10 protein-coding genes are annotated in these 12,934 nt (G+C 58.2%); 4 read left to right on the top strand and 6 right to left on the bottom strand.

What is annotated here, in order from left to right:
* Nucleotides 1-85: 85 nt before the first annotated feature.
* Nucleotides 86-1,561: a ketol-acid reductoisomerase gene (gene ilvC, locus AC6I7A_RS18700; RefSeq protein WP_058956899.1), complete on the top strand. Its 1,476-nt coding sequence runs from the start codon at nucleotides 86-88 to the stop codon at nucleotides 1,559-1,561.
* A gap of 649 nt (nucleotides 1,562-2,210) precedes the next feature.
* Here ilvC and AC6I7A_RS18695 read toward each other — a convergent pair.
* The 3 genes from AC6I7A_RS18695 to AC6I7A_RS18685 form a co-directional block, all read right to left on the bottom strand.
* A complete protein-coding gene (locus AC6I7A_RS18695) occupies nucleotides 2,211-3,542 on the bottom strand; it encodes an MFS transporter (RefSeq protein WP_058956900.1) in 1,332 nt (443 codons plus the stop codon).
* Nucleotides 3,543-3,814: 272 nt separating this feature from the next.
* Entirely contained in the window at nucleotides 3,815-4,834 is a 1,020-nt protein-coding gene (yhjD, locus tag AC6I7A_RS18690; protein WP_009087977.1) for an inner membrane protein YhjD, read from the bottom strand.
* 45 nt (nucleotides 4,835-4,879) lie between these two features.
* Nucleotides 4,880-5,779 (bottom strand): LysR family transcriptional regulator, encoded by a 900-nt coding sequence (locus AC6I7A_RS18685; protein WP_058956901.1) that lies wholly within the window; start codon nucleotides 5,777-5,779, stop codon nucleotides 4,880-4,882.
* A 115-nt stretch (nucleotides 5,780-5,894) separates the two neighbouring features.
* Here AC6I7A_RS18685 and AC6I7A_RS18680 point away from each other — a divergent pair, with 115 nt between their 5' ends.
* Nucleotides 5,895-6,653 (top strand): SDR family NAD(P)-dependent oxidoreductase, encoded by a 759-nt coding sequence (locus tag AC6I7A_RS18680; RefSeq protein ID WP_058956902.1) that lies wholly within the window; start codon nucleotides 5,895-5,897, stop codon nucleotides 6,651-6,653.
* A 45-nt stretch (nucleotides 6,654-6,698) separates the two neighbouring features.
* Here AC6I7A_RS18680 and AC6I7A_RS18675 read toward each other — a convergent pair whose 3' ends face one another.
* Nucleotides 6,699-7,547, bottom strand: coding sequence for a PhzF family phenazine biosynthesis protein (locus AC6I7A_RS18675; RefSeq protein WP_046100810.1), 849 nt, complete (start codon nucleotides 7,545-7,547; stop codon nucleotides 6,699-6,701).
* Nucleotides 7,548-7,655: 108 nt separating this feature from the next.
* Between AC6I7A_RS18675 and AC6I7A_RS18670 the strand changes: the two genes are divergently transcribed.
* Nucleotides 7,656-8,279: a glutathione S-transferase family protein gene (locus AC6I7A_RS18670; RefSeq protein ID WP_058956903.1), complete on the top strand. Its 624-nt coding sequence runs from the start codon at nucleotides 7,656-7,658 to the stop codon at nucleotides 8,277-8,279.
* Here AC6I7A_RS18670 and AC6I7A_RS18665 read toward each other — a convergent pair.
* Entirely contained in the window at nucleotides 8,246-9,733 is a 1,488-nt protein-coding gene (locus AC6I7A_RS18665; protein WP_058956904.1) for an aminotransferase-like domain-containing protein, read from the bottom strand. The genes AC6I7A_RS18670 and AC6I7A_RS18665 overlap by 34 nt on opposite strands.
* A gap of 134 nt (nucleotides 9,734-9,867) precedes the next feature.
* On the opposite strand from AC6I7A_RS18665, the gene AC6I7A_RS18660 reads away from it, so the two are divergent.
* Nucleotides 9,868-10,455 (top strand): LysE family translocator, encoded by a 588-nt coding sequence (locus AC6I7A_RS18660; protein ID WP_058956905.1) that lies wholly within the window; start codon nucleotides 9,868-9,870, stop codon nucleotides 10,453-10,455.
* Here AC6I7A_RS18660 and AC6I7A_RS18655 read toward each other — a convergent pair.
* Nucleotides 10,452-12,836, bottom strand: coding sequence for a phosphoketolase family protein (locus tag AC6I7A_RS18655; protein WP_058956906.1), 2,385 nt, complete (start codon nucleotides 12,834-12,836; stop codon nucleotides 10,452-10,454). The genes AC6I7A_RS18660 and AC6I7A_RS18655 overlap by 4 nt on opposite strands.
* Nucleotides 12,837-12,934: the final 98 nt, after the last annotated feature.

Here is a 12,934-nt window from a genome sequence, read left to right as displayed (position 1 = left end):
CCTGTCATATGATGGGGTCATTCGCGGCGCTGCATGACACGCCGTTCCTGAACAAAAAAAGCAAACACAACTTACCGGAGTACCCATGGCTAACTATTTCAACACACTGAATCTGCGCAATCAGCTGGCGCAATTAGGCAAATGTCGTTTCATGGCGCGCGATGAGTTCGCAGATGGTGCGAGTTTCCTGAAGGGCAAAAAAGTCGTTATCGTTGGCTGTGGCGCACAGGGCCTGAACCAGGGTCTGAACATGCGTGATTCCGGTCTGGATATCGCCTATGCACTGCGTGCTGAAGCGATTGCTGAGAAACGCCCTTCATGGCGCAAAGCGACCGATAACGGTTTCAAAGTGGGAACCTACGAAGAGCTGATCCCGCAGGCGGACCTGGTGGTGAACCTGACGCCAGACAAACAGCACTCCGCGGTGGTTCAGGCTGTTCAGCCGCTGATGAAAGATGGCGCTGCGCTGGGCTACTCACACGGCTTCAACATCGTTGAAGTGGGCGAGAGCATTCGCAAAGATATCACTGTCGTCATGGTGGCACCGAAGTGTCCGGGTACAGAAGTGCGTGAAGAGTATAAGCGTGGCTTCGGTGTTCCGACCCTGATCGCTGTTCACCCGGAAAATGATCCAAAAGGCGAAGGCATGGCGATTGCTAAAGCCTGGGCAGCCGCAACCGGTGGCGATCGTGCTGGCGTGCTGGAATCCTCTTTCGTGGCAGAGGTCAAATCTGACCTGATGGGTGAGCAGACCATTCTGTGTGGCATGCTGCAGGCTGGTTCACTGCTCTGCTTCGACAAGCTGGTGGCGGAAGGTCATGACGCGGCTTACACCGAAAAACTGATTCAGTTCGGCTGGGAAACCATCACCGAATCGCTGAAGTTCGGCGGCATCACCCTGATGATGGATCGCCTCTCAAATCCGGCAAAAATCCGTGCATACGCGCTGTCTGAGCAGCTGAAAACCATCATGGCTCCGCTGTTCCAGAAGCACATGGATGACATCATCTCGGGTGAATTCTCTTCCGGTATGATGGCCGACTGGGCGAACGACGACAAAAACCTGCTCACCTGGCGTGAAGAGACCGGTAAAACTGCGTTTGAAAATGCGCCGCAGTTTGAAGGTAAGATCGACGAGCAGGAGTACTACGACAAAGGTGTCGTCATGGTCGCGATGGTCAAAGCGGGCGTGGAGCTGGCGTTTGAAACCATGGTTGATGCGGGCATCATCGAAGAGTCTGCTTACTATGAATCCCTGCACGAGCTGCCGCTGATTGCTAACACCATTGCCCGTAAGCGTCTGTACGAAATGAACGTGGTTATCTCGGATACCGCCGAATATGGTAACTATCTGTTCTCCTTCGCGGCTGTACCGCTGCTGAAAGAGTTCATGACCACGCTGCAGCCAGGCGACCTGGGTAAAGCCATTGAGGGAACGCAGGTAGACAACGCGCAGCTGCGTGACGTCAACGAAGCGGTTCGCCAGCATCCGATTGAAATCGTGGGCCGCAAACTGCGTGGCTACATGACCGACATGAAGCGTATCGCTGTCGCAGGCTGATAAGCGGCACCCCCGTTTTCAGCAAAACAAACCCCGGCTTGCCGGGGTTTTTTGTTTGCTGACAATGTCTGAGAAGTTCGCTGGTGGAATGGTGCCTGCACTGTCTGCTTCGCTGTGAGACCGAGCCTGCACAGGCAATACGGTCAGATCGGAAAGGCGCTTAAGCCAATCCCTGGCCGCTCGGCCCGCGCGATTACGCACCTCATCCCTGAGGTGCGCCCGTAAAAGGGCCAACGCGTTGCGTTGTTTAAAAACGCTCCCGGCGTTTTTGTCCCTGCGCGGGACGCTTTCCTCTTCTGACCGTGTTCCCTGTGCCCTTAAGCTTCTGCATTGCTGCCAGAATAACCCTGCCCATTAGCACGATGCAGGATCTTCAAACAGACAGCCAATCAACTCAAAGCGATGGGAGCATACGCCTGTAGCCAAAGCATAGCGGGCCAGGGATGGCCCGCGCTGAGCCCGCCAGGGATAGCGTCTTTTGCGTCTTTGCGAAAGGCGTATGCTCCCTGAGCCTGTCGGCTAACCTCAAGGCGACACTTTAAACCCTGCGAAGTAAATGTATGCTCCCTGAACCGCCCTTTATTTACTAAACCCAACCCATAAAAAAACCCGGCATCTGCCGGGTTTTACTGACCTTCATCCCACCGGACTATACGTCATACAGCGTCTGGTGACGCGTCTCTTTACAGGCGAGCAACGCAATCAGTGTCAGCACCGCCATCGACGCCAGATAGAACCCTACCGCCTGTAAGCCATAACTGGCATTCAGCCAGGTGGCGATATAAGGCGCAACCGAGGCACCCAGAATCGAGGAGAGATTGTAGGAGAACGAGGCACCGGTATAACGCACTTCGGTCGGAAACAGCTCCGGCAGCAGTGCGCCCATCGGGCCAAACGTCAGCCCCATAATGCTCAGACCCAGCAGCAGGAACGCCATCACCAGCGCCTGTGAACCCGAACCGAGCATCGCCGGGAACAGGAACGAAAACGCGATAATCATCAGCGTGATGGTAATCATGGTCTTGCGACGACCAAAGCGATCCGCCAGCACGCCCGCAATCGGCACCATCACGCCAAAGCCAATGACCGCCAGCATCAGCATCCACAGCATACTGTTACGCGGAATGCCCAGACCCGCTGGCGCTGGCGTGGTGCCGTAACTCATTGAATAGACCGTCATGATATAGAACAGCGTATAGGTCGCCAGCATGATAAAGGTGCTGAGAATGGTGGCAGTCAGGTGCCTGCTCAGCAGCGCCGCAATTGGTACCCGAACCTGCTTCTGCTCTTTCTGCACTTTGGCAAACACCGGACTTTCATGCAGCGAAACGCGCACATAGAGGCCAATCAGCACCAGTACGGCAGAGAGAATGAAGGGAACGCGCCAGCCCCACTGCATAAACTGCTCGTCAGTCAGCAGCCACGAGAGCAGCAGAAAGGTGCCGTTAGCAAAGAAAAAGCCGATCGGCGCGCCCAGCTGCGGGAAGGAGCCATAGAGCGCACGCTTCTTCGCCGGAGCGTTTTCCGTTGCCAGCAGTGCTGCGCCACCCCATTCGCCGCCCAGCCCCAGCCCCTGACCAAAACGCGCCAGCGCCAGCAGCAGCGGCGCCATCACACCAATGGTTTCATAGCCCGGCAGCAGGCCAATCACCACGGTGGAGATCCCCATGGTCAGCAGCGAGGCAACCAGGGTGGCCTTACGGCCCACGCGGTCGCCAAAGTGGCCAAACAGGGCAGAGCCAATCGGACGCGCAATAAAGGCGATAGCGAAAGTGGCGAGCGACTGTAGCGTGGCGACGGTGGCATCACCCTGCGGGAAGAAAATATGGGGAAAAACAATCACCGCAGCCGTGGCATAAATATAAAAGTCGAAGAATTCGATGGCCGTGCCGACCAGTGAGGCTATCACCACTTTACTGCGTGAGTTAACCGGTGCGGGGTCCTGCTGTTTGTCGAGTGTGTCTGAGAGGGAGGCTTGCATAACTGTTTCTTATTTGTAAATACAGACAAAGAATCTTACGCACCTGACTGACCGCATTCAATGGCGAAAACCCGCGCCGCGCCTGGCTTCAGCGGGCAAAAAGAGGATAATTTCTGTGGTGCGGCGAATGCCGGGTGATACCGGGGTAAACCGGACGATATCTGGCGGGATACTCTGTGAAAGGGCTAAATAAAAGTGACCCCTCAGCTATTCATCCTGTTATCTGAATAAAAAATAGCCGAGGGGAGGTGTTTTCCGCTGTTGTTAACAGATCAGGACGTTTTGCGTCGTGCTGCGCTGCCCGCTTCAGGCATCTGCGGATCGTCTTTATATTTAGCTGTGGCGATCCAGGCCGCACAGAACAGCGTCAGACGGGCGAAGAAGTAGAAGAACGCCATCAGGCCGAGCACGGAACCAAAGGCCGCTCCTGAAGGGGAGGTTGCCAGCTTTGGCAGGGTCAGCGTCATGACAAACTTGATCACCTCAAAACCGATGGCCGCCAGCAGCGTCCCGCGGAACAGCGCCTTCTTGCGTGGCTTATGTCGTGGCAGGATCCAGAAAATCCAGAGAAACAGCAGGTAGTTAGCCAGCACAGAAATCGAGGTGGCGATAATGGTCATCGCAGGCCGCAGCCAGTCGATGCCATCCAGCCCCAGGGCGCTCACGATGGTCGCCTGGGCAGACCCCGCTACTGAGGTCAGCGAAAGCGTAATGATCAGGGCCAGCATCAGGCCGGTCAGTGACAGGAAATCGCGGATGTAGCGTTTCCAGATCTTCTCCTGGTCATCAGGATTGCGTTCCCAGACGTCGCGCGACTGGGCACGAATGGCTTCCCGCAGATTCCCCATCCAGTTCAGACCGGAATAGAGCGCCAGCAGTAAACCGGAGATCCCCACCGTGGCGCGCTGCTGAATGGCGGTATTCACCGTATTCTTCAGCGTGGTCGCCAGCGTCGGGTCGCTGATGCTGCTGACGATTTTATTGATGATATCGGTCAGCAGATCCGGATTGGAGGCGAGTACAAAACCGACGGCGGCAAACGACACCATCAGAATCGGGATCAGCGATAAAAATGAGAAATAGGTAATGGCCGCACCAAACTGGCTGCCGAGCCGGTCGTTAAAGCGCTCAAGGGCACGGATAAAATGCGCCACCGCCGGAATGGCCTGAAACCAGGCGGCAAAACGCGACACGCGGACAATCGACTGGTCCACGGTCTGATTGCCGGTTTTAATGTCGATAAGCGGTTTCTCTGGCTGTGTATCCTGCGAATGTTCCTGCTTGTCTGTCATAGACCTTCACTGTCCTGTTTGTCATTAAAATCAGAGTATAGTCGCTCAGGTGACGTACTCCTGCAGCACCTGACTCAGCCACTCCATAAAAACCCGCACGCGACGCGCCACATTGCGCCGGTGTGGATAGAGCAGGTGGATCGGCATGGGCCTGGCGGGGAAGCGATGCAGCACCTCGACCAGCTCGCCGTTTTCCAGCAGGGGCTGAATGCCGGCCGCTGGCACCTGAATAATGCCTAATCCTGCCAGACAGGCGGCGCGATAGGTTTCAGTGCTGTTCACGGTCACCGTGCCGCCGGTGTGAACATAGTGGCACTGTCTGCCATCAAAATATTCAAAGCCCGGTGCGGCCTGGCCCAGCTGCTGGCTGTAGTGGACCATCGCATGCTGCGACAGCTCCTCCAGCCGGACCGGCATCCCGAAACGCGAAAGGTAGCCAGGGCTGGCGCAGTTGATCAAGGTGTGGGTGCCAATTTTTCGCGCGATCAGTCCCGAATCCTTCAGCTCGCCGACCCGGATAACACAGTCAAAGCCTTCCCGAATCACATCCACCTGACGGTCACTGCTGCTCAGTTCAATCTCTACGCCAGGGTAGTGCTGCAAAAATTCCGGCAGGCGGGGAAGGATAAAACCGGTCGCCATCGCGACGGACATATCGACCCGCAGCTTGCCGCTGAGCGTGGCGGGATCGTGCTGGAACAGACTGTCCAAATCGTCAATCATCGACAGCAGGTCCAGACAGCGATCGTAATAGACCAGTCCATCCTGAGTCAGTTGCACCCGGCGCGTAGTGCGATGCAGCAAACGGGTTGCCATTTGATTCTCCAGCGCCTGTATCTGCCGCGATACGCTGCCTTTAGGCACGCCTAAACTCTCTGCCGCGCGGGTAAAACTGCCCATTTCGGCCACCCGCACAAAAACCTGCATTGCGTGAATTTTGTCCATGTTGTTCACCGATTGTTGTTTTTATTGAAACAGTGATGCGCTTTTTACACTGTTTATAGATCAATAATTCGCGAATATCCTTAACACGTGTTCAACTTTTCAACAGGTGTGAGAGATGAATCAGAAAGTTGCGTTAATTACCGGTGCAAATCGCGGTTTAGGCCGTAACGGCGCGTTAAAACTGGCTGCCAGAGGCACCGATATCATTCTGACCTACCGCACTCATGCCGATGAGGCGCAGGCGGTTGTCAAAGAGATTGAGGCGGTGGGACGGCGTGCAGTGGCGCTGGCGCTGGATGTCGGCGACACCGGTCAGTTCGATCGCTTTGTCGGGCAGGTGAAAGAGGCCCTGCAGCAGCAGTGGCAGCGGGATCGCTTTGACTATTTAGTGAACAACGCCGGGCACGGTCACTATAAGCCGTTTACCGATACCACGGAGGCGGAATTTGACGCCCTGGTGAATGTCCATTTCAAGGGGCCCTACTTTCTGACCCAGAAGCTGCTGCCGCTTATCAACGACGGAGGCCGCATCCTGAACATCTCCAGCGGTCTGACCCGGCTGGTCTATCCGGGCTCTGCGACCTATGCATCGATGAAAGGGGCGATGGAGGTGCTGACCCGCTATCAGGCGAAGGAGCTGGGGGCGAGACGGATTCGCGTCAATATTCTGGCACCCGGGGCGATAGAAACGGACTTCGGCGGAGGCCGGGTGCGCGACACCCGGGAGATTAACGATCAGATTGCTGCACTGACGGCGCTGGGCCGGGTGGGGTTACCGGATGACATCGGCGATGCCATCAGCGCGATTCTCAGTGATGAAACCGGCTGGATCACCGCGCAGCGCATCGAAGCCTCAGGCGGGCAGGGCATTTAACCCCCGGCGGCATCGCGGCAGACCGGCCCGCCGATGCCGCCAGCCTTACAGCGCGATTGTGCCGTCGATGACGGTGACGGTATGGCCGCCAATCCAGATCGTGCCACTATCGAAGGTCACGTTTACCCGACCGGCACGCTGCAGCGCCGTGCCCTGACGCACACGATAGCCCGTGGTCTGTCCCGCCATGGCAAAGTAACGCGCCAGACAGGCGTTGGCACTGCCCGTCACCGGATCTTCGGTCAGGCTGCCATTCTCGACCAGCAGGGCGCGTACTTCATACTGCTCCTCTTCTCCCTGCGGCAGGCGGCCAAACACCATTATCCCCGATACGTCCGCCTGTTTAAGCAGACGATCAAGTTCGCTGACGCTGGGCTGCAGCGCCAGCACCGCGTCGGCGCTGGTCATCGGCACCAGCAGCCAGCGGATACCCATATCAACCACCGTCGGGCTTTGCGTCAGATCGAAAGCCTCGCTGTTTAACGCTTTCGCCATCAGTGCATCCTGCCAGGGTGTCAGCGTGGCAGCCGGGGCGGCAAACGCCAGTTCACCCGTCTCATTAATCTTCACCGTGACGTTACCGACACCGCACTCCTGCACAATCTCACCGGGTGTGCGGGTTGGCCAGCCGGCCTCCAGCAGGGCGTGCGCCGTACCCAGCGTGGGATGACCGGCAAACGGCAGCTCGCCTTCAACGGTAAAAATGCGCACCCGATAGTCGGCTTCCGCATGCTCAGGCGGCAGCACAAAGGTGGTCTCCGACAGGTTAGTCCAGCGGGCAATGGCGGCCAGCTGGCTGTCGCTTAACCCCTGCGCATCCATAATGACCGCCAGCGGATTGCCGTTAAAGGCTGATGAGGTAAACACATCGACTTGCTTAAACGCGACCTGCATGGTGACTCCTTACTGAGGGTGTTCAGGGTGGCCTTTTCTCTGCCAGATGATTGCTTATAACAGCTAACAGCGTTATCAATAAGTTAAAGATTCTACCGGAGACTCTGCATGCTAACGATCCTGGGACGCGCCTCCTCAATCAACGTGCGCAAAGCATTATGGCTGTGTGACGAGCTGGATCTGGATTACCAGCGCGAAGAGTGGGGCGACGGTTTTCGCTCCACGCATCTGCCGGAGTTCATGGCACTCAATCCGAATGCGATGGTGCCGGTGCTGAAAGATGATGACCTGGTCATCTGGGAATCTAACGCCATTCTGCGCTATCTGGCGAATGCCTATGGCGGCGAATGGCTTTATCCGCCCAATCCGCAGGCGCGTGCACCGGTCGATCAGTGGATGGACTGGCAGGCCACAGAACTGAATACCTCCTGGCGCTACGCTTTCATGTCGCTGGTAAGAAACTCTCCGGCTCATCAGGATCCGCGCCTGCTGGCAGCGGCCTGCAAAGGCTGGGCGCACACCATGAGCATCCTTAATCAGCAGCTGGAAAAAACCGGTCGCTACGTTGCCGGACGCAATTTCACCCTGGCCGACATTCCGATTGGTCTGGCGGTAAACCGCTGGTTTGAGACGCCGCTTGAGCATCCCGATTATCCGGCGGTTCGCACCTATTACGAGCGCCTGACCGAACGGCGTGGTTACACTGTCTGGGGCCGCAACGGGACGCCCTGAGCCTCGCCAGCCGGGAGTCCTGACAGTTCACAGGCAATCTCTCCGGCGCGCTGAATCGCTCTGCTATAGCGCGCATCAAACGGATAACAGCAGGAGAGACGCAGCGCATGGTTGTAACGCTCGCTCAGGGAATAGAGCGCGCCAGGCGTGACGCAGATCTGCTCCTGCAGCAGCCGGTCAAACATCTCCGTGGTCTTCACGTTGCCGGGTAACTCGACCCAGAAGACGAATCCTCCGCGCGGCAGCGTGGCGCGGGTGCCCTGCGGGAAGTAGCGGGCGATCAGTCCCCGCGCCTCATCCAGATTGGCTGCGTAGCGACGGCGCAGGGTGCGCAGGTGGTGATCGTAACCGCCGGACGCAAGAAACTCCGCCAGTGTTTCTGACAGCAGGGCCGATTCAGCCATCGACGAAACCGCTTTGAGCCGGGCAATCGCGTCGTGAAAACGGCCGGCAGCGGTCCAGCCAATCCGGAAGTCGGGTGCCACGGTTTTGGTGAAGCTGGTGCAGTAGATTACCCAGCCATCGCGATCAAACGCTTTCACAGCGGGCGAGAGGGGCCAGTCGAACTGCAACTCGTCATACAGTCCATCTTCGATCAGCGGAATATGGTAAGTATTCACTAACTTTGCCAGCCGCTTCTTGTTTGCCAGCGACATGCCGCAGCCCAGCGGGTTCTGCACACCGGGCATGGCAATCAGTGCCTTGATGCGCTGCTCCTGCAGCAGCATCTCCAGCGCATCCAGCGACAGGCCATGCTGCGGATCGGTGGGGATTTCCAGCGCTTTAAGGCCCAGCGACGCCAGCAGTGGAAACAGGAAGAAGTAGGTCGGCGACTCCAGCCCGACACAGTCGCCGGGCTGCGTGACCGCACGTAATGCCAGCTGAAGGGCTTCCATGCAGCCGTGGGTCAGGGTGATCTCATCGGCGGTCAGCCGCTGTCCGGCGTGCAGCGCCCGGCGCGCAATCTCCTCCCGTAAGCGCTCACTACCGGGCGGAAGCGCATAGCGCCCGATCAGATTGGGATGACGGCGCAGCAGTGAAGCCGTGATCCGGGCGATGCGGGTCGCAGGGAAAAGTTCACTGTCCTGCGGGCAGGCCAGCGAGATATTGACGTAGTCGGGATGGTTCTGTGCGGCAAACACCTTATCAATCAGGTCGAGTTTACCGCTGCCGGGGTCGCGTACCCGGGTCTTATGCTCACCGTGACGGGTCACGGCGGGCAGCACGCCGCGCACGTAGTAGCCCGACTGCGGCCGGGCCTCAATCAGACCGCGATCTTCCAGCAGCTGCCAGGCATTCAGCACCGTATTCACACTGACCTGATGGGACTGAGCGACACGCCGGATCGCTGGCAGGCGTTTGCCAGGTTTCAGCGTGCCCTGGTGGATAGCCTCAGCGAAGCTGTCCGCCAGCTGCTGATAAAGACGCTGATCGGAAGAGGGAGCAAGGGACACAGTAGCCTCCGGATTGGATGGGTACAATTACTGCAAACGTAAACTGTAACCATCACAATAGTGATTTTGTGTCACTGTTACCATTCTTTTCCGCGCCGTAGCATAGAGCTCTGTCCACTTTCAGGAGCGCCACTATGCTTGATCCCTCTTTCTTCAGTTATGTCACCGTCATGTCGATTACGCCAGGCCCGAACAATCTGTTGCTGGCGACCTCCGGGGTCAATTTTGGCATGCGTCGCACCCTGCCGATGATGTTCGGCATTTTACTGGGCTGTGCGGTGCAAACGGTGATTGCCGGAATGGCGCTGGAGGTGCTGCTGCACTGGATGTCGGCGATTCGCCTGCCGCTGACGCTGGCAGGCTGCACCTATCTGTTGTGGCTCTCCTGGAAGATCTTTCGTGCTGCCGCTCCCGAAACGCGCACCCGGCCGCAGCCGATGACGCTGCTGGGTGGCGCCTGTTTCCAGGCGATTAACCCCAAAGCCTGGCTGATGGCCAGCAACGTGGCACTGCTCTACAGCGCCAGCAGCGGCGTCGTCACGGTGATGATCTGCTTCATGCTGCTTAATCTGCCCTGCATCCTGATCTGGGCTGCGCTGGGCGACCGCCTGCGCAGCCATCTGCAGATTGCCTGGAAGCGCCAGCTGTTTAACAGCCTGATGGCGCTGTCGCTGGTGGCGACCACCGTCTGGATGGTGACCGACGCGCTGCAGGCCGCTTAGTCAGGCGCGCCTGGTGCAGTGGCGGATGGCCATTTCCAGTTCTGCACCTCCGGCAGATCCTCGCCATGTTCGCGGACATACTGGTGATGCGCGGCCAGACGCTGCTGCAAATCCTCCAGCAGCGCGGGATGAGCATCCGCCAGCCCGGGCACGCGCAGAATCGCCTCCTGCGCCAGATGATAGCGGTCCAGCTCGTTGAGCACCGTCATATCAAATGGCGTGGTGGTGGTGCCCTCTTCATTGAAGCCACGCACGTGGAAGTTGCGATGATTGGTGCGCTGATAGGTCAGGCGATGCACCAGCGTCGGATAGCCGTGGAAGGCAAAAATCACCGGTTTATCCTGCGTAAACAGCGCATCAAATTCCGCGTCGGATTTGCCATGCGGGTGCTGATCCTGCGTCTGCAGCGCCATTAAATCGACCACGTTTACCACCCGGATCCGCAGTTCAGGCAGCATCTCGCGCAGCAGATCGACGGCCGCCAGGGTTTCCATGGTGGGCACATCACCGGCACAGGCCATCACCACATCCGGCTGTGCATTATCGGGCGTGGTGCCCGCCCAGCGCCATTCGCCCATGCCCGCTTCGCAGTGGGTTATGGCACTGGCCATGTGGAGCCACTGCGGCGCAGGCTGTTTGCCCGCCACAATGACATTAATGCGGTCCCAGGTGCGCAGACAGTGGTCGCCTACCCAGAGCAGCGTATTGGCATCGGGCGGCAGATAGATACGCACGATGTCCGCTTTCTTATTGGCAACGTGATCGATAAAGCCGGGGTCCTGATGGCTGTAGCCATTGTGGTCCTGGCGCCAGACGTGCGAAGAGAGCAGATAGTTGAGTGAGGAGATGGGTTTACGCCAGCCCAGCTTACGCGTGACTTTCAGCCACTTGGCATGCTGGTTAAACATGGAATCGATAATGTGGATAAAGGCTTCATAGCAGTTGAACAGCCCGTGACGGCCGGTCAGGAGATAGCCCTCCAGCCAGCCCTGACACTGATGCTCACTGAGAATTTCCATGACGCGGCCATCGCGCGCCAGCTGCTCGTCATAGGGCTCTGTTCTTTCCAGCCAGGTGCGGCTGGTCACGTCGAAGACCGGCGTCAGGCGGTTTGAGGCGGTCTCATCCGGGCCAAACAGCCGGAAGTTGTCGCGGTTTCGCTGAAACAGCACGCTGAGGTAGCGTCCCAGATGCTCGGTGGCCTGCGCCATCTGTGAACCCGGTTCGCCGACCTCGCAGGCAAACGCGGCGAGCTCCGGCGTCTCCAGCTCACGGCGCAGCAGGCCGCCATTAGCGTAAGGCGAAGCCCCCATGCGCTTGTCGCCCTCCGGCGCCAGCGCCTGCAGCTCCGGCTTCAGGCGACCCTGTTCATCGAACAGATCATCCGGCTGGTAGCTTCGCATCCACGTTTCCAGAATCTGACGATGACCTTCATCTTCACGACAGGCGGCGACCGGCACCTGATGCGCCCGCCAGAAATCCTCTACTTTTTTGCCGTCGACCGTTTTGGGGCCGGTCCAGCCTTTGGGGCTGCGCAGGATAATCATCGGCCAGCGCGGCACATCGGTCTTGGCGTTGCCCTGGCGCGCCTCACGCTGGAAGGCGGTGATTTTTGCCAGAGCATTGTCCAGCGCTTCCGCCATCAGCGGATGCATTTTCTCCGGCTCATGCCCGCTGACAAACAGCGGTTCATAGCCGTAACCGCTGAACAGCTGTCGCAGATCTTCATCGCTGCTGCGACCCAGCAGCGTCGGGTTAGCAATCTTGTAGCCGTTGAGATGCAGAATAGGTAACACCGCGCCATCACGTTGCGGATTGAGGAATTTAATGCCGTGCCAGCTGGACGCCAGCGGTCCGGTTTCCGCTTCGCCGTCGCCGATGACGCAGGGCACCACCAGGTCGGGATTATCGAAAGCCGCGCCAAATGCATGAGAGAGCGAATAGCCCAGCTCCCCCCCTTCATGAATTGAGCCGGGCGTCTCCGGGGCCGCGTGGCTGGGAATGCCGCCCGGGAAGGAGAACTGTTTAAACAGGCGCTGCATGCCCGCCGCATCCTGGCTGATGTGCGGATAAATTTCGCTGTAGCTGCCCTCCAGCCAGGTGTTAGCCACCATGCCGGGGCCGCCGTGCCCGGGTCCGCAGATGTAGATCATGTTCAGATTTTGCTGCCGGATAATCCGGTTGAGGTGGGCATAGATAAAATTCAGCCCTGGCGTGGTGCCCCAGTGGCCCAGCAGGCGCGGTTTGATATGTTCCGGCCTGAGTGGCTCGCGCAACAGCGGGTTATCCATCAGGTAGATCTGCCCGACGGAGAGGTAGTTCGCCGCCCGCCAGTAGCGGTCAAGCAGCGTGAATTCCGGTGAAGCAGGGGAGTAAGACATGCCTTTTCCTCCTGAGTGTTCAGCTAAAAGATCTCTTAACCCTAATAGAGAAACCCCAAGACGACCAGGCAACCGCCCAATAAAAAAGGCCCCGCTGT

Source organism: Type-F symbiont of Plautia stali (genome assembly GCF_059731105.1).
This window is presented reverse-complemented; position numbering and strand designations above follow the sequence as displayed.

Excerpts from the sequence above, each read along its gene's own strand:
- ilvC (WP_058956899.1), top strand. The coding sequence starts at position 86 with ATGGCTAACTATTTCAACACACTGAATCTGCGCAATCAGCTGGCGCAA.
- AC6I7A_RS18660 (WP_058956905.1), top strand. The coding sequence starts at position 9,868 with ATGCTTGATCCCTCTTTCTTCAGTTATGTCACCGTCATGTCGATTACG.
- AC6I7A_RS18670 (WP_058956903.1), top strand. The coding sequence starts at position 7,656 with ATGCTAACGATCCTGGGACGCGCCTCCTCAATCAACGTGCGCAAAGCA.
- AC6I7A_RS18695 (WP_058956900.1), bottom strand. The coding sequence starts at position 3,542 with ATGCAAGCCTCCCTCTCAGACACACTCGACAAACAGCAGGACCCCGCA.
- AC6I7A_RS18655 (WP_058956906.1), bottom strand. The coding sequence starts at position 12,836 with ATGTCTTACTCCCCTGCTTCACCGGAATTCACGCTGCTTGACCGCTAC.
- AC6I7A_RS18675 (WP_046100810.1), bottom strand. The coding sequence starts at position 7,547 with ATGCAGGTCGCGTTTAAGCAAGTCGATGTGTTTACCTCATCAGCCTTT.
- AC6I7A_RS18680 (WP_058956902.1), top strand. The coding sequence starts at position 5,895 with ATGAATCAGAAAGTTGCGTTAATTACCGGTGCAAATCGCGGTTTAGGC.
- yhjD (WP_009087977.1), bottom strand. The coding sequence starts at position 4,834 with ATGACAGACAAGCAGGAACATTCGCAGGATACACAGCCAGAGAAACCG.
- AC6I7A_RS18685 (WP_058956901.1), bottom strand. The coding sequence starts at position 5,779 with ATGGACAAAATTCACGCAATGCAGGTTTTTGTGCGGGTGGCCGAAATG.